The sequence below is a fragment of the Catenuloplanes atrovinosus genome, from assembly GCF_031458235.1.
GTDB lineage: Bacteria > Actinomycetota > Actinomycetes > Mycobacteriales > Micromonosporaceae > Catenuloplanes > Catenuloplanes atrovinosus.
On the sequence record NZ_JAVDYB010000001.1, the window covers coordinates 2815497 to 2836827 of the forward strand.

Annotated in this window: 20 protein-coding genes; 18 read left to right on the forward strand and 2 right to left on the reverse strand. The window is 74.6% G+C overall.

From position 1 onward, the window contains the following. Nucleotides 1–2 precede the first annotated feature (2 nt). From J2S41_RS12635 to J2S41_RS12695, 13 genes are all read left to right on the forward strand, one after another. Nucleotides 3–848 (forward strand): ABC transporter permease, encoded by an 846-nt coding sequence (locus J2S41_RS12635; protein WP_310367065.1) that lies wholly within the window; start codon nucleotides 3–5, stop codon nucleotides 846–848. After that, nucleotides 845–1639 carry an ABC transporter ATP-binding protein gene (locus J2S41_RS12640; RefSeq protein ID WP_310367068.1) on the forward strand — a complete coding sequence of 265 codons (795 nt, stop codon included), beginning with the start codon at nucleotides 845–847 and terminating at the stop codon, nucleotides 1637–1639. The genes J2S41_RS12635 and J2S41_RS12640 overlap by 4 nt, the downstream gene beginning before the upstream one ends. Beyond that, nucleotides 1629–2444 carry an ABC transporter ATP-binding protein gene (locus J2S41_RS12645; RefSeq protein ID WP_310367071.1) on the forward strand — a complete coding sequence of 272 codons (816 nt, stop codon included), beginning with the start codon at nucleotides 1629–1631 and terminating at the stop codon, nucleotides 2442–2444. Before J2S41_RS12640 ends, J2S41_RS12645 begins: the two co-directional genes overlap by 11 nt. A 23-nt stretch (nucleotides 2445–2467) precedes the next feature. Next, a complete protein-coding gene (locus J2S41_RS12650; protein WP_310367073.1) occupies nucleotides 2468–3130 on the forward strand; it encodes an alpha/beta hydrolase in 663 nt (220 codons plus the stop codon). Between the two features lie 71 nt (nucleotides 3131–3201). Beyond that, nucleotides 3202–4815 (forward strand): ABC transporter substrate-binding protein, encoded by a 1614-nt coding sequence (locus J2S41_RS12655; protein ID WP_310367075.1) that lies wholly within the window; start codon nucleotides 3202–3204, stop codon nucleotides 4813–4815. 5 nt (nucleotides 4816–4820) lie between these two features. Continuing rightward, on the forward strand, nucleotides 4821–5735 hold the full coding sequence (locus tag J2S41_RS12660; RefSeq protein ID WP_310376354.1) for an ABC transporter permease: 915 nt from the start codon (nucleotides 4821–4823) through the stop codon (nucleotides 5733–5735). Continuing rightward, nucleotides 5732–6589, forward strand: coding sequence for an ABC transporter permease (locus J2S41_RS12665; protein ID WP_310367078.1), 858 nt, complete (start codon nucleotides 5732–5734; stop codon nucleotides 6587–6589). Before J2S41_RS12660 ends, J2S41_RS12665 begins: the two co-directional genes overlap by 4 nt. After that, complete coding sequence (locus tag J2S41_RS12670; protein ID WP_310367080.1) at nucleotides 6586–8181, forward strand: dipeptide ABC transporter ATP-binding protein; 1596 nt, start codon at nucleotides 6586–6588, stop codon at nucleotides 8179–8181. Before J2S41_RS12665 ends, J2S41_RS12670 begins: the two co-directional genes overlap by 4 nt. Beyond that, entirely contained in the window at nucleotides 8178–9365 is a 1188-nt protein-coding gene (locus J2S41_RS12675; RefSeq protein WP_310367081.1) for an LLM class flavin-dependent oxidoreductase, read from the forward strand. The genes J2S41_RS12670 and J2S41_RS12675 overlap by 4 nt, the downstream gene beginning before the upstream one ends. Beyond that, a complete protein-coding gene (locus J2S41_RS12680; RefSeq protein WP_310367083.1) occupies nucleotides 9362–10732 on the forward strand; it encodes an NtaA/DmoA family FMN-dependent monooxygenase in 1371 nt (456 codons plus the stop codon). Before J2S41_RS12675 ends, J2S41_RS12680 begins: the two co-directional genes overlap by 4 nt. After that, on the forward strand, nucleotides 10729–11781 hold the full coding sequence (locus J2S41_RS12685; RefSeq protein WP_310367085.1) for an LLM class flavin-dependent oxidoreductase: 1053 nt from the start codon (nucleotides 10729–10731) through the stop codon (nucleotides 11779–11781). Before J2S41_RS12680 ends, J2S41_RS12685 begins: the two co-directional genes overlap by 4 nt. Continuing rightward, complete coding sequence (locus tag J2S41_RS12690; RefSeq protein WP_310367088.1) at nucleotides 11778–12893, forward strand: LLM class flavin-dependent oxidoreductase; 1116 nt, start codon at nucleotides 11778–11780, stop codon at nucleotides 12891–12893. Before J2S41_RS12685 ends, J2S41_RS12690 begins: the two co-directional genes overlap by 4 nt. Before the next feature lie 58 nt (nucleotides 12894–12951). Further along, nucleotides 12952–13797: a formate/nitrite transporter family protein gene (locus J2S41_RS12695; protein ID WP_310367091.1), complete on the forward strand. Its 846-nt coding sequence runs from the start codon at nucleotides 12952–12954 to the stop codon at nucleotides 13795–13797. On the opposite strand, the gene J2S41_RS12700 is transcribed toward J2S41_RS12695, so the two are convergent. Then, nucleotides 13794–14771: a catalase gene (locus J2S41_RS12700; protein WP_310367096.1), complete on the reverse strand. Its 978-nt coding sequence runs from the start codon at nucleotides 14769–14771 to the stop codon at nucleotides 13794–13796. The two genes, J2S41_RS12695 and J2S41_RS12700, sit on opposite strands and share 4 nt — an antisense overlap. 365 nt (nucleotides 14772–15136) lie before the next feature. Between J2S41_RS12700 and J2S41_RS12710 the strand changes: the two genes are divergently transcribed. From J2S41_RS12710 to J2S41_RS12725, 4 genes are all read left to right on the forward strand, one after another. Beyond that, nucleotides 15137–15823, forward strand: coding sequence for a response regulator transcription factor (locus tag J2S41_RS12710; protein ID WP_310376356.1), 687 nt, complete (start codon nucleotides 15137–15139; stop codon nucleotides 15821–15823). Continuing rightward, a complete protein-coding gene (locus tag J2S41_RS12715; RefSeq protein WP_310367098.1) occupies nucleotides 15820–16857 on the forward strand; it encodes a sensor histidine kinase in 1038 nt (345 codons plus the stop codon). The genes J2S41_RS12710 and J2S41_RS12715 overlap by 4 nt, the downstream gene beginning before the upstream one ends. A gap of 35 nt (nucleotides 16858–16892) precedes the next feature. Next, on the forward strand, nucleotides 16893–17456 hold the full coding sequence (locus J2S41_RS12720; protein ID WP_310367101.1) for a DM13 domain-containing protein: 564 nt from the start codon (nucleotides 16893–16895) through the stop codon (nucleotides 17454–17456). A 94-nt stretch (nucleotides 17457–17550) separates the two neighbouring features. After that, nucleotides 17551–19677: an ATP-binding protein gene (locus J2S41_RS12725; protein ID WP_310367103.1), complete on the forward strand. Its 2127-nt coding sequence runs from the start codon at nucleotides 17551–17553 to the stop codon at nucleotides 19675–19677. On the opposite strand, the gene J2S41_RS12730 is transcribed toward J2S41_RS12725, so the two are convergent. Then, nucleotides 19666–19872, reverse strand: coding sequence for a hypothetical protein (locus tag J2S41_RS12730; RefSeq protein WP_310367104.1), 207 nt, complete (start codon nucleotides 19870–19872; stop codon nucleotides 19666–19668). The two genes, J2S41_RS12725 and J2S41_RS12730, sit on opposite strands and share 12 nt — an antisense overlap. Before the next feature lie 190 nt (nucleotides 19873–20062). Between J2S41_RS12730 and J2S41_RS12735 the strand changes: the two genes are divergently transcribed. After that, on the forward strand, nucleotides 20063–21265 hold the full coding sequence (locus tag J2S41_RS12735; protein ID WP_310367107.1) for a PP2C family protein-serine/threonine phosphatase: 1203 nt from the start codon (nucleotides 20063–20065) through the stop codon (nucleotides 21263–21265). The last annotated feature ends 66 nt before the right edge of the window (nucleotides 21266–21331 follow it).

The following is a 21331-nucleotide window of genomic DNA, read 5'->3' on the forward strand; positions in this document are numbered from 1 at the left end:
GCATGGTGCGCCGCGTCCTCGCGCTCCCGGCCGGCCGGATCGCGGCCGGCATCCTGACCGTGATCGGGCTGCTGGCGCTGTTCGGCCCGGCCCTGGCGCCGCACGACCCGCTGGCCGGCGGCGCGCAGATCCTGGCCGGGCCGTCCGCCGGCCACCCGCTCGGCACCGACTATCTGGGCCGGGACGTGCTCAGCCGGCTTCTCGCGGGCTCGCCGGTGAGCGTGCTCGGCGCGATCCAGGTCGCGCTGGTCGCCCTGGTCGCCGGCGTGATCCCGGGCATCCTCTCGGTCTACCTCGGCGCGGTCTTCGAGTGGATCACGCTGCGGCTGGCGGACACGCTGATCGCGCTGCCGTTCCTGGTCTTCGCGGTCGCGGTGACCGCGCTGCTCGGCAACGGCATCCCGCAGGCCATGGTCACGGTCGGCATCATGATCTCGCCGCTGTTCTACCGCGTCTCCCGCGCGGCCACGCTGGCGGTGGCCCGGTCGCCCTACGTGGAGGCCGCGCTGATCTCGGGCGCGTCCATCGGGTGGGTGGTGCGGTGGCACGTGTGGGTGAAGGTGCTGCCGCCGATCGCGGTCGCGCTCGCGCACACGGCCGGCGTCGGGTTCGTGATCGTCTCCAGCCTCACGTTCCTCGGCATCGGCGTGCAGCCGCCGGCACCGACCTGGGGCGGCGTGCTCGCGGCCGACCTCGGCTACCTGAGCTTCCGCCCGTGGGCGCCGCTGCTGCCCACCGCCCTGATCATGGCGACCGTCTGGGCCTGCAACCTGCTGGCCGATGCGATCCGCGACGTGACCGGCGTGGCCGGCCGCGCCCTCCTCACTCGTCGAAAGGCGGCGGCATGACCGAGCGTGCGATCCTGAGGCTGAGCGACGTCCACATCGGCGGGTTCGTACGGGGCGTGTCGTTCACGCTGCGGCCCGGCGGCGTGGTCGGGATCGTGGGGGAGTCCGGCAGCGGCAAGACGCTCACCTGCCGGGCCGCGCTCGGCATCCTCCCGGACGGCTTCACGGTCACGTCCGGCCGCGTGGAGCTGGACGGCCGCGACACCGCCACGTTCTCCGGCCGGGACTGGACCGCGCTGCGCGGCGCCGTGATCAGCGCGGTGTTCCAGGACCCCGCGTCCTACCTCAACCCGTCGCTGACCGTCGGCACGCAGATCGCCGAGGTGCTGCGGGTCAAGCTGCGGCTGCGCCGGCGGGCCGCGCGGGACCGGGCCGAGGCGCTGCTGGCGTCGGTACGGCTGCCGGACGTGTCCGGCCGCTATCCGCACGAGCTGTCCGGCGGCATGCTGCAACGCGCGCTGATCGCGACCGCCATCGCGGCCCGCCCGCGGGTGCTGATCGCGGACGAGGCCACCACCGCGCTGGACGTGACCGTGCAGGCGGAGATCCTCGATCTGCTCGCGGACCTGCGCGACACCACCGGCCTGGCGCTCGTGGTGGTCTCGCACGACCTGGCGGTGGTGGCGCAGCTGTGCGACGAGGTGCTGGTCATGCGCGCCGGCGAGGTGGTCGAGCAGGGCCCGGTCGACGAGGTGCTCTACCACCCGCGGCACGAGTACACCCGGCTGCTGATCGAGGAGCACGAGTCGTACGGGCTGGACCGGTTCCTGGCGGTGCACCATGCTGCTTGACGTCACGGACCTGGAGGTCCGCTACGGCCGGCGGCCCGCGCTGCGCGGCGCGTCGCTGAGCGTGGGACCGGGCGAGACGGTCGGCGTGATCGGCGAGACCGGCTCCGGGAAGTCCACGTTCGCGCGGGCGGTGCTCGGCCTGGTGCGCCCGTCCGCCGGCCGGATCGTGGTCGACGGCACGGACGTCACCCGGTTCCGCGCCCGGCAGTGGCGCGCGCTGCGCCGCACCGGTGTGGTGCAGTACGTCTTCCAGGACCCGCTGCGCAGCCTCGACCCGGACCTGACCGTCGCCTCCTCGCTGGCCGAGCCGCTGCGCATCCGGGGCGTCCCGGCGCGCGAGGCGTCCCGGCGCGCCGCCGCGCTGCTCGACCGCGTCGGGCTCGCGCCGGCATCGCTGGACCGGCTGCCCGGCGAGCTGTCCGGCGGGCAGCGCCAGCGGGTCGCGGTGGCCCGCGCGCTGATCGTCGAGCCGAGGCTGGTGCTGCTCGACGAGCCGGTCAGCGCGCTCGACTCGGCGAACCGCGTCCGCGTGCTGGAGCTGCTCAAGAGCCTGCGGAACGCCGGTACGTCGCTGCTGTTCATCTCGCACGACCTGGGCTCGGTGGCCGGCGTCGCGGACCGCGTCGCCGTGCTCTACCAGGGCCGGATCGTCGAGCAGGGCCCGGTCCGCGACGTGATCGCCGGGCCGGTCCACCCGTACACCCGGCTGCTGGTCGGCTCCGCGCCGACGCTGCGGTCGGCCGCCGCCGGTCGCGCGGCCCGCGCCTCGCTGCGCGCGCTGCTGTCCGAGGGCACCACGGCATGACGTCCCGCGTCTGGAGGAACGAGATGAGTGTGTACGAGGCACCGGCCGGGCTGCGGGTGCGCGGCACGGTCGTGGTGGTGCCGGGGCGCGGGGACTTCCCGCTCGCCTACCAGCGCCTCGGCCGGCGGCTGGCCGCGGACGCGTACCGGGTGCTGGTCGTCGACGACCTCGGCGACGTGACCGTGGACGACGCGCCGGTCCGCCCGCTCGTGCTGATCGGCGCGGACCTCGGTGCGGTGCGTGTCGCGGTGGACGGCGACCGGCTGCGGCCGGACGCGGTCGTGCTGGCCGGGCTGCCGCGCGCCGACGGCGTCCTCAGCGACGGCGAGCTGGACGCGCGGACGCACTGCCCGACCCACCGGGGCGTGCTGGCGGACGTCGCCCCGGGCGCGTTCGCCGAGCCGGTCGACCCGGCGCTGCTGGCCCGCGCGTACGCGCGCACCTCCGGCGTACCCCATCTGCTGCTGGTGGGTGACCGGGATCCGCTCGCGGACCGGGCGGCGCTCGGCCGGCTCGCCACGGCGCTGCCGGTGGCGCGGCTGGCCGTGGTCCGCGGGGCGCACCACGACGTGCTCAACGACCTTCAGCACCGGTCGGTGGCCGCGGAGATCGTGTCGTTCCTGGAGGCCGTCCGCGAGGGGACGCCGCCCCGGCCGCTGGTGCACGCCGAATCCGGCGCGTGGTGACCGCAATATTCTCCTAATCCTATCGGCCAAGTATACTTACGGTGCTCGATGAGCCGGACGGGAGCATCACCATGAGACTCCGACTGATACCCGCGGCAGCCGCGCTGGTCCTGCTGGCCGCGTGCGGTGCCGCACCGGCCCCGAGCGCGGCCGGCGAGCCGAGGAGCGGCGGCGACCTGATCTGGGCCGTCGAGACCGAGCCGCTGACCCTCAACCCCCACCAGTACGCGCAGGCCAAGGCACGGCTGCTGGTGTGGAACTCGTTCGAGGCGCTGTTCACCCACGACGAGCGCGGCGACTACGTGCCCTGGCTGGCCACCGGGATCGAGAGCGACGGCCGCACCTACACCATCCGGCTGCGCACCGACGTGACGTTCCACGACGGGGAGCGGTTCGACGCGGCCGCGGTGAAGGCGAACTTCGACCTGCTGCTCTCCGACGGTTACAACCCGGCTTTGCGCGCGGTCCAGTTGCGCAACCTGACGAGCGTGGACGTGGTCGACCCGGCCACGGTCCGGCTCAACCTGAGCAGGCCGGACGTGCTGATCCGCGACTTCCTCGCCACGCCGCAGGCCGCGCAGGTCTCGCCGAGGTCGATCAAGAACGCGAAGAACCTCAAGGCCGGCGGTACGGACGTGGTCGGCACCGGCCCGTTCATCCTGGACTCCTACACGGCCGGTCAGCAGGTCGTCTACCGGCGGAACCCGGACTACCGCTGGGCCCCGGCCACCGCGGCGCACACCGGCCCGGCCTACCTGGACACCGTCACCTACCGCTTCCTCAAGGAATCGTCGGTCCGGGTCGGCGCGCTCACCTCCGGCCAGGTGCGGGTGGCCGAGGGCGTGCCGGCCACCGACGAGCCGCTGATCACCGCGAACCCCGGGCTGCGGCTGGACCGCAGCCTCAACTCCGGCTCCGCGTACACGTACTACCTGAACGTCGGCAACCCGCCGTTCGACGACGTGCGCGTGCGGCAGGCGTTCCGCGAGGCCGTGGACGTCGGCGCGGTGCTGGACTCGGTCTACCGGGGCACCGCCACCCGCGCGTGGAGCGTGGTCAGCCCGTCCTCCCGGTTCTACGACCGGACGCTGGAGGGCACCTACGGCGGCGATGCCGCGAAGGCGAACGCGCTGCTCGACGCCGCCGGCTGGACCGGCCGCGACGCCGAGGGATACCGCACGAGGGACGGCCGCCGGCTCACGCTGCGCCTGGTGCAGAACGCGCCGTTCGTCCGCGACCGCCGCGACGTGCTGGCCCAGGCCGTGCAGGCCGCGGTCAAGCAGTCCGCCGGCATCCACCTCGACGTGCGGCTCGTCGACCAGGGCACCGCGACCGAGGCGCTGGACACCGGCCAGTATGAGGTGTTCGACAACTCCCGCGCCGACACCGACGCCGGCGCCGCGCTCAACCTGCTGCTGCACTCGCAGGGCGCGATCAGCCGCACCCACCTCGACAGCCCGGAACTGGACGCGCTGCTGGACCGCGCCCAGGCCACCCCGGACACCGCGGAGCGCCTGCGGATCTACCAGGAGGTCCAGCGGTACGTGGTCCGTGACCAGGCGGCCGCGCTGCCGCTCTACGCCCCGCAGGACCAGATCGCCGCGTCCACCACGGTCGGCGGCATCGGCTTCGAGCCCACCGCGGGCGTCCCGGCCAGCGCGTACGACGTCTGGATCGGCGCGTGACGGCCATGCTGCGCCGGCTCGGCGCCGGGCTGGTCGCGCTCTGGGCCGCCGCGACCGCCGCCTACCTCGCACTGCTCCTCGCGCCCGGCGACGTGGTCGACCGGATCATCGGGGACGGCGCGGACACCCCGGAGATCCGCGCGCAGATCGTCCGCGAGTGGCAGCTGGACCGCCCCGAGGCCGTGCGATACCTGGACTATCTGTGGCGGCTGCTGCACGGCGACCTCGGCACCTCCTACATCCTCCAGCGTCCGGTCGCGGACGTGCTCGGCGAGCAGATCCCGCCCACGCTCCAGCTCGCGTTGCCGGCCGGCGCGCTCGGGGTGGCGCTGGCGGTGCTCGCGGCCGTGGCGAGCGCCGGCGACCGGCGGCCGTGGCTGCGCCGGGTCCTCTCCACGGCCGAACTGACCATCGTCTCCACGCCGTCGTTCCTGATCGGGATCGTGCTGCTCACCGCGTTCTCGTTCCGGCTCGGCCTGTTCCCGGTCGCCGGTGACGCCGGACCGGCCGCGCTGGTGCTGCCCGCGATCACGCTCGCGCTGCCGATCGCCGGGCTGCTCGGCCAGGTGCTGCGCGACGGCCTCGACCGGGCGCTCGCCGAGCCGTTCGTGGTCACCGCGCGCGCCCGGGGCCTGCGCGACCGGGCGGTGCTGGCCCGGCACGCGCTCCGGCACGCGCTGCTGCCCGCGATCACGCTCGCCGGCTGGCAGTTCGGGCTGCTGCTCGGCAGCGCGGTGATCGTCGAGTCCGTGTTCGGCCGGCCGGGCGTCGGGCGCGTCACGCTCGACGCGGTGACCAGCAGCGACATGCCGGTCGTGCTCGCGGTGGTGATCCTCGCGGCCGCGGTGCACGTGGCGCTGAACACGCTGGCGGACCTCGCATACCTGATCGTCGACCCGAGGCTGCGGAGGCCGGCATGACGATGGCACTCGACCGGCTCCGCACCGCACGCCCGGCCCCGCCGGCGCGCCGGATCAGCCCCGCGGTCGCGGCCGCCACCGCGTACCTGCTGCTCATCCTGATCGCGGTGGTGGCCCCGCGCGCACTCGGCGCCGGCGACCCGCTCGCCGCCGACCCGGCACACGCGCTGCTGCCGCCGGGCCCGGCGCACTGGTTCGGCACCGACCAGCTCGGCCGCGACGTCTTCGACCGGGTGGTGCACGGCGCGCGGCACTCGCTGACCATCGCGGTCGCCGCCATCGGCATCGCGGTCACCGGCGGCGTGCTGCTCGGCCTGCTCGCCGGGCTCACCCACCGCTGGGCGGACGAGGCGCTGACCCGCTCGTTCGACGCGCTCGCCGCGTTCCCGATGCTGCTGCTCGCGCTGCTGTTCATCGCGCTGGCCGGCACCGGCACGCCCAGCCTCATGATCGCGATCGGCATCGCCACGCTGCCGCACTACGCCCGCGTGGTGCGCGCGCAGACGCTCCAGGTCCGCCGCGCCGGGTACGTGGCCCAGGCCGTCGCGTTCGGCGCCGGGCGCACCCGGATCGTGCTGCGCCACGTGCTGCCGAACGTGCTCGGCCCGGTCCCGGTGGTCGCGGTGATCGGCCTGGGCGAGGCCGTGCTGGCCGCGTCCGGGCTCGGTTTCCTCGGCATGGGACCGCAACCGCCGTCCCCGGAGTGGGGCGCGATGCTCGCCGAGGGCCGCAACTACCTGGCCGTGGCCTGGTGGACCGGCATCCTGCCGGGCGTCGCGGTCACGCTCACGGTCATCGCGCTGACCGTGACCGGCCGCCGCCTCCAGGCCCGCTTCGAGGGGCGGGACGCGTGACCGCCCCGATGCTCGCGGTCGAGGACCTGCACGTCACGTTCCGGACCGCGGGCGGCGCGGTGGAGGCCGTGCGTGGCGTCAGCTTCACGGTCGAGGAGGGCGAGCGGGTCGCGATCGTGGGCGAGTCCGGCTCCGGCAAGAGCGTCACCGCGCGCACGCTCGTCGGTCTCGCCGGCCCGCGCGCCACCGTCCGGGCGCGCCGCCTCGACCTCGACGGGCGGGACGCGCGCGCGTTCACCGAGCGGGACTGGCAGCGGGTCCGCGGCCGGACCGCCGGGCTGGTGCTCCAGGACGCGCTGGTCTCGCTGGACCCGCTGCGCCGGGTCGGCGACGAGGTCGGTGAGGTGCTGCGCGCCCACCGGATCATCCCCGGGCGGGTGGTCGGCGAACGGGTGGAGGAACTGCTCGCCGAGGTGCACGTGCCGGAACCGGCCCGCCGCGCCCGGCAGTACCCGCACCAGCTCTCCGGCGGGCTGCGCCAGCGCGCGCTGATCGCGTCCGCGATCGCGGGCCGGCCGCGGCTGCTGATCGCGGACGAGCCCACCACCGCGCTCGACGTCACGGTCCAGGCCGCGATCCTGCGCCTGCTCGCGGAGCGGCGCGACACGCTGCTGCTGATCAGCCACGACCTCGCGGTGGTCGCCGCGATCGCGGACCGGGTGCTGGTCATGCGGGACGGCCGGATCGTCGAATCCGGGCCGACCGCGGAGATCCTCGGCGCGCCCGCCCACGAGTACACCCGGCTGCTGCTCGACGCGATCCCGTCCGCGGCCTCCCGGGGCCGACGGCTGGCACCGCCCGGCGGGCCGCTGCCGGTTCCGCCGCCGGCCACCGGCACCGCGGTCGTCACCGTCAGGAACCTGGTCAAGCGGTACGCCGGCCGGCCCGCCGTCGACGACGTGTCGTTCGACCTCCACGGCGGTGAGATCGTCGGGCTGGTCGGCGAGTCCGGCTCCGGGAAGACCACGGTCGCGCAGGTGCTCTTCGGCGCCGTCGCGCCCGACGCGGGCGTCATCGAGTTCGGCGGGCGGCCGTGGTCCGGCGTGCCGGAACGCCGCCGGCGCGCGCACCGGCGGCGCATGCAGCTCATCTCGCAGGACCCGCTCGGCTCGTTCGACCCGCGCCATCCGGTCGGGCGGATCGTCGCGGAGGCGCTGCCCGGCCGTGGCGCGCGCCGGCGCGAGGTGATCGCGCTGCTGGAACGCGTCGGGCTGGGCGAGGAGCACCTCGACCGGTACCCCCGGCAGATGTCCGGCGGGCAGCGGCAGCGCGTGGCGATCGCCCGCGCGATCGCGCCCCGGCCCAGCCTGATCATCTGCGACGAGCCGGTCTCCGCGCTCGACGTGTCCGTGCAGGCCCAGGTGCTCGACCTGCTCGCCGGACTACGGGCACAGGACGGCACCGCGTACCTGTTCATCTCGCACGACCTGGGCGTCGTCCACCACCTCGCGGACCGCGTGCTGGTCATGCGCGACGGCCGCGTGGTCGAGTCCGGGCCGGTCGGCGACGTCTTCCACCACCCGCGGCACGACTACACGAAGGCGCTGGTCGCGGCGCTGCCCACGCTCGTGACAGGAGGAACTCGCTCATGACGCACCTGCATCTGGCGGCCGCGCTGGACGGCGCGGGGTGGCATCCGGCCGCCTGGCGCCTGCACACCCCGGCGCTGTTCACGGCGGGCTGGTGGACCGGGCTGGTCGCGGAGGCCGAGCGCGGGCTGCTCGACTTCGTCACCATCGAGGACTCGCTGGCCCTGCGGTCCGAGCCGCCCGGCGTCGCGGCCGACCGGGCCGGCCGGGTGCGCGGGCGGCTGGACGCCGCGCTGATCGCGGCCCGGGTGGCGCCGACGACCACGCGTATCGGCATCGTGCCGACCATCACCACCACGCACACCGAGCCGTTCCACATCGCCAGCGCCGTCGCCACGCTCGACTACGTCAGCACCGGCCGGGCCGGGTGGCGCGCGCAGGTCTCCGGGCTGGCGGCCGAGGCCCGCCACATCGGGCGGCGGGAGGTGCCGGTGCTGGACCCGGCGCTGCCGCCGGACCGGATCGCGGAGGTCCTCCGGCCGCTGTTCGACGAGGCCGCGGACGTGATCGAGGTGGTGCGGCGGCTCTGGGACAGCTGGGAGGACGACGCGATCATCCGGGACGTCGCCACCGGGCGGTTCGTGGACAACCGGAAGCTGCACTACGTCGACTTCGCCGGCGAGTTCTTCAGCGTCAAGGGGCCGTCGATCGTGCCCCGGCCGCCGCAGGGACAGCCGCTGGTGACCGTGCTCGGGCACGCGACCGTCCCCTACCGGCTGGGCGTGCGCGGCGCGGACGTGCTCTACGTGACGCCGGGCTCGGCGGCGGGCGCCCGGTCCGTCGTGGCCGAGGTTCGCCGGCTGGAGCGGGCCGAGCGCCGCGCCGGCGTACCGGTGAAGGTGTTCGGTGATCTGGTGGTCTTCCTGGATCCGGAGCCGGGTGCGGCGGCGCGCCGGAGACGACGGCTCGACGAACTGGACGGCGCCGAGCCGGCCTCCGACGCGTTCGTCTTCGCCGGTACGCCCGGGGAACTGGCGGACCTGCTGGCGGAGTGGCACGCGGCCGGGCTGGACGGGTTCCGGCTGCGGCCCGGCGTGCTGCCGGACGACCTCGTCGTCATCGCCCGGGAGCTGACCGCGCAGTTGCGCGCCCGCGGCCTGTTCCGGCACGAGTACCCCGGGACCACGCTGCGCGCGACGCTCGGCCTGGAACGCCCGGCCAGCCGATACGCGGGGAGCCGGGCATGACCAGGCAGATCATTCTCGCCGCGCACTTCCCGGGCGTGAACAACACGACCGTGTGGACCGATCCGGCGGCCGGCTCGCAGATCGAGTTCTCCTCCTTCGCCCACCTGGCGCGTACCGCGGAGCGCGGCCTGTTCGACTTCCTGTTCCTGGCGGAGGGGTTGCGGCTGCGCGAGCAGCGCGGCGAGATCTACGACCTGGACGTGGTGGGACGGCCGGACACGCTGACCGTGCTGGCCGCGATCGCGGCGGTGACCGAGCGGCTCGGGCTGGCCGGCACGCTCAACGCCACGTTCCACGAGCCGTACGAGCTGGCGCGCCAGCTCGCCACGCTCGACCACCTCTCCGGCGGGCGGGCCGCGTGGAACGTGGTGACCACGCCGAACGCGTTCACCGGCGAGAACTTCCGGCGCGGCGGGTTCCTGTCCTACGAGGACCGGTACGTGCGCGCGGCGGAGTTCATCGCGGCGTCCCGCGTGCTCTGGGACTCGTGGGCCGAGGACGAGGTGGTCGCGGCCGGGGACACCTTCACGCGTACCGCCTCGCCCGGCGCGTTCGAGTTCCACGGCACACAGTTCGACATCGCCGGCAACTTCACGGTGCCGCGCAGCCCGCAACGTCATCCGGTGATCATCCAGGCCGGGGACTCCGCGGCCGGGCGCGACTTCGCGGCCGCGTCCGCCGACGCGATCTTCTCGCGGCACGGCACGCTGGAGGCCGGGCAGGCGTTCTACGCGGACGTGAAGGGCCGGCTGGCCCGCTACGGGCGCGAGCCGGACTCGCTGAAGATCCTGCCGGCCGTGACCTTCGTGCTCGGCGACACGGACGCGGAGGCGCAGGAGCGGGCACACCACATCCGGCGCCAGCAGGTCACCCCGCAGACCGCGATCCGGCTGCTGGAACAGGTGTGGAACCGGGACCTGTCCGCGCTCGACCCGGAGGGGCCGCTGCCGCCGTTCGACCCGGACGTCTCCGCGGACCCGATCATCCAGGGCCGGACCCGGTTGCACGACGACCCGATCGCCACCGCGCGTCACTGGCGCGAGCTGGCGGCGTCGAAGAACCTCGGCATCCGCGACCTGATCATCGAGGTGACCGGCCGGCAGTCGTTCATCGGCACGCCGGCCGCGGTCGCGGAGTCGATGACCTCGTTCGTGCGGCGCGACGCGGCCGACGGGTTCATCCTGGTGCCGCACCTGACGCCGGCCGGGCTGGACGACTTCGTCGACCTGGTGGTGCCGCTGCTCCAGGAGCGCGGCGTGTTCCGCTCCGCCTACCCGGAGGCCGGCTCCACGCTGCGATCACTGCTCGGCCTGCCCCCGGTGTCACCGTCCTCCGTGGCCGCGTTCCGGCGGGGTGAGGCGGCGTGAAATTCCTGCTGATCACGCTCATCACCCAGCTGCCGGACCCGCTCACCGGGGTGCGGCCGACGGCCACCGAGCGCTTCCGGGACGTCATCGACACCGCGGTCCTCGCGGAGGAACTGGGCTTCGACGGTTACGGCGTGGGCGAGCGGCACGAGCGCCCGTTCATCTCCTCGTCCCCGCCGGTCGTGCTCAGCCACGTCGCCGCCCGCACATCCCGGATCCGCCTCTTCACGGCCGTCACCACGCTGGCGCTGCTCGACCCGGTGCGCGCGTTCGAGGACTACTCCACGCTGGACCACCTCTCCGGCGGGCGCCTCGAACTGATCATCGGTAAGGGCAACGGCGCGGCGCAGCGCACGCTCTACCACGTCACGCCGGAGGACCAGTGGGACCGCAACCGGGAGGCGTACGAGCTGTTCCGGCAGCTCTGGCGCTCCGATCGGGTGACGTGGTCCGGGCGGTACCGGCCACCGCTGGTGGACGCGGAGACCTGGCCCCGGCCGCTGCAGCAGCCGATCCGGGTGTGGCACGGCAGCGCCACCAGCCGCGAGTCGGTGGACCTGGCCGCGAGGTACGGCGACCCGCTGTTCTCCGCCAACGTCAGCAACCCGATCGAGCCGTACGCCGAGCTGATCGACCACTACCGCGAGCGGTGGGCGCACTACGGGCACGACCCGGCGGACGCACTGGTCGGCGCCGGGACCGCGGGCTACTACGCGGCCCGCACCTCGCAGGAGGCGATCAAGACCTGGCAGCCGATCTTCGAGGCGCGGCAGGAGGCGTTCCGGCGGATCGGCGTGGAACCGGTCTTCACCTCGGTCGAGGACGCGGTCGAGCGCAGCTCCGCGCTGGTCGGAAGCCCGCAGCAGATCATCGAGAAGGTCCAGCGGTACCACGAGCGGTTCGGCCACGAGGTCATCCACCTGCACGCGGACCGCGACGGACTGACCGCCGAGCAGCATCGGGAGACGCTCGCGCTGTTCCAGAGCGACATCGCGCCCGCGCTGCGTTCCCTCATCCCCAGCCGGCCGTTCCCCGGGAGTCCGTCATGACCACGCCGCTGTCCGTGCTGGACCTCTCGCCCGTACCGTCCGGATCGGGGGTGGCCGACGCGCTGCGGAACACGCTGGACCTGGCCCGGCACGTCGAGGAGTTCGGCTACCACCGCTACTGGCTGGCCGAGCACCACTTCGCGCCGGGCGTGGCGAGCTCCGCGACGGCCGTGCTGATCGGCGCGGTCGCGGGCGCCACCCGGCGCATCCGGGTGGGCTCCGGCGCGGTGCAGGTCGGGCACCAGACCGCGCTGTCCGTGGCCGAGGCGTTCGGCACGCTCGACGCCCTGTACCCGGGCCGGATCGACCTCGGCCTCGGGCGCTCCGGCCAGCGGCGCACCGAGGCCTCGGCCGGCGAGCGGCCGTCGCCGCCGGCGCGGGTGGTGGACGGGCTGCTCATCCCGCGCGCCTTCTCCTTCGGCCGGATCTTCGCGAGCCCGAGATTCCGCGTGTACGGACGGCTGCTGCACCAGCCCGGCGCCGAGCCACCGGACTTCGCGGACCAGGTGGACGAGCTGTTCGCGCTGCTGCGCGGCGCGTACGTCTCGGCCGACGGGATCGACGCGCACGCGGTGCCCGGCGAGGGCGCGGACCTCCAGGTGTGGATCCTCGGCAGCAGCGCCGGCCAGAGCGCCCGGGTGGCGGGCGCGCTCGGCCTGCCGTTCGGGGCGAACTACCACGTCAGCCCCGCGACCGTGCTGGAGGCGGTGTCCGCCTACCGGGACGCGTTCCGGCCCGGTGTCCTCGACCGGCCGTACGTCTCGGTGTCCGCGGACGTGGTGGTCGCGCCGACCGACGAGGAGGCGCGGGAACTCGCGTCCCCGTACGGGCTGTGGGTGCGCGGCATCCGGTCCGGCGCCGGCGCGATCCCGTTCCCCACTCCGGCCGAGGCGGCCGCGCACGTCTGGGCCGACGAGGACCGCGACCTGGTCGCGGACCGGCTGGACACGCAGTTCACCGGCGCACCGGAGACGGTCGCGGCCCGCCTGCGGGTGCTGCGCGACGCCACCGGCGCGGACGAATTGCTGATCACCACCATCACGCACGGCCACGCGGACCGGGTGCGCTCGTACGAGTTGCTCGCCAAGGAGTGGGCCGCGCACCCGGGTTAGGCATTTCCCCCGGCCGGGTACCCGGAACGCAGCGACGGACGTCACTGGAGGGTGCCGGATGGCTGCCAAGGAGCCCGCGGAGACCGCCCGTGCCGCGGTCGCGGCCGGGGTGAAGAAGGCCGAGCTGCGGTGGGACAAGGTGCTGGTCGGGTCGTTCCTGGCCGGCGCCTACATCGCGTTCGGCGGGCTGGTGGCGGTCACGGTGTCGGCCGGGCTCGATCCGGAGGTGTGGGGGAGCCTGCCGACGCTGTTCACCGGCGCCGCGTTCACGCTCGGGCTGGTGCTCGTGCTGATCGCCGGCTCGCATCTGCTCACCGGGAACATGCTGCTGGTCCCGATCAGCGCCATGCAGGGGCGGCTGAGCTGGACGGACGTGCTGCGCAACTTCACCCTGGTGCTGATCGGCAATCTGGCCGGCGCGCTGTTCGTCGCGTACTTCCTGGCCGTGCAGACCGGCGTGATCGGCGGCCTGGGGAGCGAGGCGGGCACGCCGGGCGGGATGGCCTACGAGCGGCTGGCCGTGATCGCGGAGGCGAAGGGGCTGCACGAGACGGCCTGGCAGGTGTTCCTGCGCGCGGTCGGCTGCAACTGGCTGGTCTGCCTGGCGGTGTGGATCTCGCTGGCCGCGGACTCGGTCTCCGGCAAGATCATCGGCATCTTCTTCCCGATCATGGCGTTCGTGGCGATGGGCTTCGACCACCTGATCGCGAACATGTTCTTCCTGCCCGCCGCGATCTTCGCCGGCGTGCCGGGCATCGGCTGGGACGACACGGTACGCAACTGGGCGCTCGCGTTCGCCGGCAACCTGGTCGGCGCGGTCGTCTTCGTCGCCACCTCCTACTGGTACCTGTACCTGCGCGACGAGCCCCGCGACGAACCCGCAGCCCCGGGACAGCACACCTAGCCGCGCCGCCAGCCCGCCGCGCTGGCGGCGTAGACCGCGCGGCGCGCGCGGTTGAGGTTGCCCAGCGGACGGAACTCCTCCGGCGCGTGCCACGGGCCGAACGCGAGACCGTCCACCTCGGACTCCGCGGCCGGGGTCCCGCGCGGAACGGTGAGCACCGCGACCGGGATCCAGCCGGAGTCGCGTTCGGCCCACTCCACGGCGCCGTCCTCGATCGGCGTCACCGCCTCCGCCACGAAGCGCTGGACGTGCAGCGCGAACCGGACCGGGCCCCGCGCCAGCCGGGCGTGGAAGTCGCGCCGCAGCCGGTCCGGATCGCCGGCCGGCACCGCGGCCGCCGGTGCCGGCGGGTCGAGCGGGCTCAGCCGGAACCGCACCGGCCCGGCCGCGCCCCACCGGATCGCGCCCCGGCTCCAGTACGACTCCAGCGCCAGGCTCTCGCACCGCCGGGCCGCCCGGCGCAGGTTGCCGGCGATCCGCAGCGTCTCGGCCGGCCCGAACGCGGCCAGCATGCGCGGCACGGCCAGCGCCCGCGACCGGGCGCCGATCTCGGCCACGGTCACGAACTGCGCCGCGTTCCGCACGTGCGAGACCGGATAGCTGGTCATCAGCAGGTCGTGCGCGCCGCCGTCCGGCAGCGTGAGCTTGAGCGCGGCGCCGCGCAGGTCCGGCTCGGCGTCGGAGCGGGGGACGCCGGACGCGTTGGACAGCCGGACCGTGGTGGCGAACCGGGCGCCCGCCCGGAACGCGCCGGCGTGCAGCGCGGCGGGCAGGTCCTCCGCGAACGCCAGCTCCGCGCCGGTCACCCCGACCACGGTCTTGGCGTGCAGCGTACGGTGCGGCCCGCCGGCGGCGCGCGCGTGCGCCGCCTGCACCGCGAGCATCCGCCGCGCGTACTCCTGGAACCGCCGCTGCTCGGCCTCGGCGGAGCCGCCCTCGTAGATCTCGCGCCAGTGCCCGGTCTCTGCCACCACGACCGTCGATCATGCAGCACCGCCGCCGCGACGCCCGCACCGGACCTCCACGGAAGCTCCACCCGCCGCCCCGGCCGCGCCGACACACTGACGCCGTGCGCCGGCTCCTCCGATCCGGGCACCGGCAAGCCGCGAGCTGCGTGTTCGCGGCCGGGGTCTTCGCCCCGCTGGCGGTGACCAGCGTGGTGCCGCTGCCGATCGCCCGGTACGACGCGCTGCTGATCGGCTGCCTGGCGCTGACCGCGCTGCTCCGGGCGACGGGGGCGCTCCTGGTCAGCGTCAGCTTCGTGCTGGTCGCCGCGTTCAGGCGCGGGAAGGCCCGCCGGGAATCGACCGCGCGTGCGCGCGTCGGTAGCGTGCTCGGAATGGGACACCGGGTGCTGGTCGTGGACGACGACCCGACCGTCAGCGACGTCGTGCGGCGCTATCTGGAACAGGACGGCTGCGAGGTACGGCTCGCCGCGGACGGCGCGGCCGGGCTCGCCGCGGTCGCCGCGGACCGGCCCGACCTGGTCGTGCTGGACCTGATGCTGCCGGGCGTCGACGGCATCGAGGTCTGCCGGCAACTGCGCCGGCGGCTGCCGCACCTGCCGATCGTGATGCTGACCGCGCTCGGCGAGGAGCCGGATCGGGTGCTCGGCCTGGAGGTCGGCGCGGACGACTACGTCACCAAGCCGTTCTCGCCGCGCGAACTGGCGCTGCGCGTGCGGTCCGTGCTGCGCCGAGCCGCCGCGGACAGCGGGCCGGCCGTGATCACCGACGGCGATCTCGCCGTGGACGTCGGCCGCCGGACCGCCACGCTCGGCGGCGTGCCGCTGTCGCTGACCGTGCGCGAGTTCGACCTGCTGGCGTTCCTGGCCGGCAGCCCGGGGCGGGCCTGGTCGCGTACCGATCTGCTCCGCCGGGTCTGGGGCTGGGAGTTCGGCGACCAGTCCACCGTCACCGTGCACGTGCGCCGGCTGCGCGAGAAGATCGAGCGTGACCCGGCCGAGCCACGCCGCATCCACACCGTCTGGGGCGTGGGATACCGCTACGAGACGGTCTCGGCATGACGACCGAGATGCTGCAGATCGGTGGGTACGCGTTGCTGGCCGGTGGCGTGGTCGGTGCCGCGGGCGCGGGCGCGCTGCGCCTGCTGCGCGGCCGGTCGATCCTGGTGCACATCCTGCTGCTGCTCGCGGTCACCGTGCTCGCGGTCGTGGCCGGCGTCGTCACGGTCGCGCAGGCCATGTTCCTGTCCGGGCACGACCTGCGCGTCGTGCTCGTCACCGTGAGCGCGTCCGCCGTGGTCAGCCTGGTGGCCGGCGGGCTGTTCGGCCGGCGGCTGGCCGCGTCGGCCGTGTGGGCGCGCGCGGCCCGCGAACGCGAGCGCCGGCTGGAGAGCGGGCGCCGTGAGCTGGTCGCCTGGGTCTCCCACGACCTGCGCACGCCGCTGGCCGGGCTGCGGGCGATGGCGGAGGCGCTGGAGGACGGGGTGATCGACGACCCGGCCACCACGGCCGAGTACCACCGTCGCATCCGGGTGGAGACGGACCGGATGACGCGGCTGGTCGACGACCTGTTCGAGCTGTCCCGGATCAACGCCGGCGCGCTGCGGCCCACGCCCACGGCCGTACCACTGCGCGAGGTGGTCTCGGACGCGCTGGCCGGCGTCGCGCCGCTCGCCGCCAGCCGCCGCATCACGCTGGTCGCGCCGGAGACGGGCTGGCCGGTCGTGTGGGCGGGCGAACGGGAGCTGTCCCGGGTGGTCGGCAACCTCCTGGTCAACTCCGTGCGGTACACCCCGGCCGGCGGCACGGTCCGGGTCGAGGCCGGTCACGACGGTGGTGACGTGTGGCTGGCGGTCGCCGACACCTGCGGCGGCATCCCGGACGGCGACCTGGCCCGCGTCTTCGACGTCGCGTTCCGCGGCGAACCGGCCCGTACCCCCGGCCGGGAGGACTCCGGCGCGGGCGGCGGGCTGGGCCTGGCGATCGTGCGCGGCCTGGTCGAGGCGCACGGCGGCCGGGTCGGCGTGCGCAACGGCGACGGCGGCTGCCGCTTCGAGGTGCGCCTGCCGGCCGCCGAGGCCGTCACCGTTCGGTAAGGGTTTCCCGGGCCGGCGTGCGGTGTACTGAACCCATGAACGCGCGTCTACGTCGCCTGCCGTTGATCGGGGCCGCCGCGGTGGTCCTGATCCTCCTCGCCACCGCCGTCCTCTACTGGTTCCAGCCGTGGCGGCTGCTCACCGACCGGGCGGTCGAGGACACGCTCGCGGTCGTACCCACGGCGGCCGCGAGCCCGATGGGCCCGTCGGCCGGTCCGGCCACCCCCGCGAGCCCGTCCGGCCCGGCCGTGGTGCGGCAGGGCGAGTTCGTCAGCCACGAGCACCGGACCGCCGGGGCCGCCCGCGTGGTGCGCCACCCGGACGGCTCGCACGTGCTGGAACTCGTCGGCCTCGACACCTCCGACGGCCCGGACCTGCGTGTCTGGCTCTCCGACCAGCCGGTGATCGACGGCCGGGACGGCTGGTTCGTCTTCGACGACGGCGAGTGGGCCGAGCTCGGGCCGCTCAAGGGCAACCGCGGCGACCAGACGTACGCCATCCCCGCCGGTACGGATCTGGACCGGCTGGACAGCGTGACCATCTGGTGTCAGCGCTTCTCCGTCTCGTTCGGCGCGGCCGACCTGGCCCCGGCCACCTGACCGGCCGGCGGCGCCCGGTTGCGGTCCGGCTGTCGTTGAGGTTCGGTCGGTAGCCGATCCTTCAGGCCCGCCGGCCGCGGCCGATGCGCCAGACGTGGATGAAAGGAAGCGGTTCCCGGCATGGCGGCCCGCGGCGATCCTCGCCGCGGTCGTCGGCGTGTTCGGCGTGTCCGTCGCGGTCGGGGTGGCCGGCGTGGTCGCGGCCGAGCAGCGCCAGACGGCCCAGGAACAGCTCCAGCGGCGGTCGTCCGTGGTCACCGCCCGGGTCGCCGCTGAGGCGCGCCGCTACACCGACTCGGTGAGCCTGGCCGCGGCCGCGCTCGGCTGGCGGGAGGAGGTGACCGCGGAGTCGTTCGCCGAGGTCACCGAGCCGGTCGTGCGCATGCGACTGCCCGGCGCCAGCTCCGTGGTGTTCCTGGCCGCGGCGGACAGCGGCACCGTGGCGCAGACGCAGCGGCGGTGGCGGTCGCTCGGGGCGGCCGACCTGGTCCTGCGGCCGGTCGGCGGCGGCGGCGAGCACATCTTCTCGATCTTCAGCGTGCCGCTGGACGGGGCGGCCGCGCCGGCCGGCATCGACGCCACCCAGGCGCCCGCGCCCACGTACGCGCTGCGCGAGTCCCGCGCCGGCCACCGGGTGGTCGTCTCCGACGCGTATCACCTGCTCCGGGACCGCACCGTGCCCGCCGCGGCACGGCAACTCTCGTTCGTGATCACCGCGCCGGTGCTCGCGCCGGCGGACGCCGCCGGGCGGCGCGCGTTCCGCGGCTGGGTGCTGATGGGCCTGCGCGGGCAGGACTTCATCGGCGACGCGCTGCGCGAGTCGTCCCAGGACCTCATCGACGTCACGCTGCGGGCGCACACCGCCACCGGCACCGCCGACATCGCCACGCTGCGCGCCGCGGCCGGCGGGCGCCGCGACCTGGCCTGGCAGGCGAACGTGCGGGTCGCCAACCGCAGCTGGATGCTGGCGTACGCCGCGGCCGGGCCGTCGCTGCCGGGCGGGAGCACCGGCCTGCCCACCTCGCTGGCCGCCGGCGGCACCGTCACCAGCCTGCTGCTCGCCGGGCTGGTCTGGGTCCTCGCCACCGGTCGCGTCCGCGCGCAGGCGCAGGTCACGGCCGCGACCGCGCGGCTGCGGACGACCGCGGACGAGCTGGCCGGGCAGAAGGACTACCTGGCGCAGGTGCTCGACGCCGTGCACGTCACGATCTTGACGTGTGACACCGAGGGCCGGCTGGTGCACACCAACACCGAGGGCCGGACCCGGATCGGCGACGCCGGCGCGCGGCGGCACGTCGCCGATCTCGCCGCGGACCTCACCCTGGTGTACCCGGACGGGTCGCCGTACCCGATGGACCGCTCGCCGCTGCTGCGCGCGCTGAACGGCGAGGACGTCCGCGGGGAGGAGGTCGTCCGGATTCTGCCGGACGGCTCCCGCCGGTACCTGATCACGCACAGCCGCGCGCTGCGCACCCCGGCCGGTGAGCCGGCCGGCGCGGTGTCCTCCTCGTACGACGTCACCGCGCTGCGCGAGCGCGAGGCCGAGCTGACCGCGTTCGCCGGCGTCGTCGCGCACGACCTGAAGAACCCGCTGACCTCGCTGACCGGGTACGCCGAGATCGTCCAGGAGGACCTCGCCGAGCTGCCGGACATGCACCGGCAGGCCGGCATGCTGGACCGGATGCTGAACACCGGCGCCCGGATGCGCCGGCTCATCGACGACCTGCTCGAACTCGCCGCCGCCCGGGACGGCGCGGTCCGCCCCGACGACGTGGACCTCCGCGAGCTGGTCGAGGACGTCGTCGAGGAGCGGCTCGTCACCGCCGGCGCGCCGATGCCGCGGATCCACGTGGCCGCGCTCGACCGGGTGCACGCCGACCCCGCGATGGTGCTCCAGCTCGTCGACAACCTGATCGGGAACGCCGTCACGTACACGCCGCCCGGCGAGAGCGCCCATCTCGAGGTCACCAGCGCGGACACCGGCGACGGCTGGGTGCGGGTGGAGGTCGCGGACCGGGGGATCGGCATCCCGGCCGGCCAGCACCAGGCGGTGTTCAACGACTTCCACCGCGCCCACCCGGCCGCCGGCTACAGCGGCACCGGCCTCGGCCTGGCCATCTGCCGCCGGATCGTGACCCGGCACGGCGGCACCATCGGCGTCGAGGACAACCCCGGCGGCGGCGCCCGCTTCTGGTTCACCCTGCCGTCGTCAGCCGGGTGACCGCCGCGCGGCCGGCGTCACCGGCGCCGGCCGGTCCGCGGGTCGGGCGTCCCAGGGGTTGGCGGGCTGGTCGTCGACGGCGACCCAGAAGCGGGTGCCGGCCGGGAGGGTGCCCTCGGCCCGGAAGGACCAGCCGCCCTGCCGCCAGTCGTCCTCGTGCGCGCCGGGGTGCCGGTCGCTTCGCGTGATAGACATGCGTGGATGATTTGTGGAGTCGCGCGGTCACTCTTCGTGCGATCATCCACTGTGTTCTGTCGGATCGCCGACCGGGCCCGCGTGAACCGCCCTCACGTCCGTACCGGCGCATGCGTTTTTCCGGGGCTTGTCGCCGACGGCGGCCGGCGGTACCGGCAGAATGATGGGCCGGGAGCACGACGGAGGCGGGATGAGCAGTCTGGAATCGGTGCGGCAGCTGCTGCGGCAGGCGCATCGCGCGCGGCCGGAGGATCTGCCGGGGATGGTGATGCGGGCCGCGCCGCAGCTCGACGCCACCGCGCTGATCATCTACCTGGTCGATCTCCAGCAGCGGCAGCTGACGCCGCTGAACGCGGACGGCACGCCCGGGCGGGAGCCGCTGGCGGTCGACGGGACACTGCCCGGCCGGGCGTACTGCATGACGACCACCATCACGACGGAGGGTGACGACGCCGGTGCGCGGCTGTGGGTGCCGCTGCTGGACGGCGCGGAACGTCTCGGCGTGCTGGAGGTGGTGTCCGCCGCGCCGATGAGCGCGCAGGCCGTGGCGGACTGCAAGACGGTGGCGTCGCTGCTCGGCGAGATCATCGTGACGCGCAGTCTCTACACCGACACCATCGAGCGGGTACGCCGCCGCGAGCCCATGCGGCTGCCGGCCGAGATCCTCCGGGCGCAACTGCCGCCGCTGACCTTCGCCACCGAGCGGCTGGTGGTCAGCGGCATCCTGGAGCCGTGCTACGACGTGGCCGGCGACGCGTTCGACTACGCGGTCAACGGCGACGTCGCGCACCTGGCGCTGTTCGACGCGGCCGGGCACGGCTCGTCCGGCGGGACGCGCGCGGTCATGCTCGCCACGCAGGCGCTCGGCGCGTACCGCAACGCCCGCCGCACCGGCCTGGACCTGATCGCCACCTATCACCACATCGACGACGCGGTCCGCGCGTACGACCGAGCCGGGATGATCACGGCGGTGCTCGCCGAGCTGGACCAGCGTACCGGCATGCTGAGGGTGATCTCGGCCGGTCACCCGAGCGGGATCGTGCTCCGGGCCGGCAAGGCCGTGAAGATACTGCCGACCCCGACCGCGCTGCCCGTGCCGCTCGGCGACCTCCAGACGCCGGTGGTGGTCGAGGAACTGCTCGAGCCCGGTGACCAGTTGCTGCTCTACACCGATGGCATCACGGAGGCCCGGTCCCGGGACGGCCAGGAGTTCGGCGTCGAGCGGCTGATCGATTTCGCGGTCAGGGCGGTCGCGGACCAGTTGCCCGCGCCGGAGACCACCCGGCGCCTGGTGCACGCCATCCTCGCCCACCAGGACGAGACGCTCCAGGACGACGCCACCGTCCTGCTGGCCGAGTGGCGCGACACCCCGCCGACCCAGCTCCAGCCGTAGCGCCGGTCAGCGGGCGCGGACCGGGCCGCGCCGGTCCCGAACGTGCCGGGGGCCGCACCCGCACGC

Excerpts from the sequence above, each read along its gene's own strand:
- J2S41_RS12635 (WP_310367065.1), top strand. The coding sequence starts at position 3 with ATGGTGCGCCGCGTCCTCGCGCTCCCGGCCGGCCGGATCGCGGCCGGC.
- J2S41_RS12640 (WP_310367068.1), top strand. The coding sequence starts at position 845 with ATGACCGAGCGTGCGATCCTGAGGCTGAGCGACGTCCACATCGGCGGG.
- J2S41_RS12645 (WP_310367071.1), top strand. The coding sequence starts at position 1,629 with ATGCTGCTTGACGTCACGGACCTGGAGGTCCGCTACGGCCGGCGGCCC.
- J2S41_RS12650 (WP_310367073.1), top strand. The coding sequence starts at position 2,468 with ATGAGTGTGTACGAGGCACCGGCCGGGCTGCGGGTGCGCGGCACGGTC.
- J2S41_RS12655 (WP_310367075.1), top strand. The coding sequence starts at position 3,202 with ATGAGACTCCGACTGATACCCGCGGCAGCCGCGCTGGTCCTGCTGGCC.
- J2S41_RS12660 (WP_310376354.1), top strand. The coding sequence starts at position 4,821 with ATGCTGCGCCGGCTCGGCGCCGGGCTGGTCGCGCTCTGGGCCGCCGCG.
- J2S41_RS12665 (WP_310367078.1), top strand. The coding sequence starts at position 5,732 with ATGACGATGGCACTCGACCGGCTCCGCACCGCACGCCCGGCCCCGCCG.
- J2S41_RS12675 (WP_310367081.1), top strand. The coding sequence starts at position 8,178 with ATGACGCACCTGCATCTGGCGGCCGCGCTGGACGGCGCGGGGTGGCAT.
- J2S41_RS12680 (WP_310367083.1), top strand. The coding sequence starts at position 9,362 with ATGACCAGGCAGATCATTCTCGCCGCGCACTTCCCGGGCGTGAACAAC.
- J2S41_RS12690 (WP_310367088.1), top strand. The coding sequence starts at position 11,778 with ATGACCACGCCGCTGTCCGTGCTGGACCTCTCGCCCGTACCGTCCGGA.
- J2S41_RS12695 (WP_310367091.1), top strand. The coding sequence starts at position 12,952 with ATGGCTGCCAAGGAGCCCGCGGAGACCGCCCGTGCCGCGGTCGCGGCC.
- J2S41_RS12710 (WP_310376356.1), top strand. The coding sequence starts at position 15,137 with ATGGGACACCGGGTGCTGGTCGTGGACGACGACCCGACCGTCAGCGAC.
- J2S41_RS12715 (WP_310367098.1), top strand. The coding sequence starts at position 15,820 with ATGACGACCGAGATGCTGCAGATCGGTGGGTACGCGTTGCTGGCCGGT.
- J2S41_RS12720 (WP_310367101.1), top strand. The coding sequence starts at position 16,893 with ATGAACGCGCGTCTACGTCGCCTGCCGTTGATCGGGGCCGCCGCGGTG.
- J2S41_RS12730 (WP_310367104.1), bottom strand. The coding sequence starts at position 19,872 with ATGTCTATCACGCGAAGCGACCGGCACCCCGGCGCGCACGAGGACGAC.
- J2S41_RS12735 (WP_310367107.1), top strand. The coding sequence starts at position 20,063 with ATGAGCAGTCTGGAATCGGTGCGGCAGCTGCTGCGGCAGGCGCATCGC.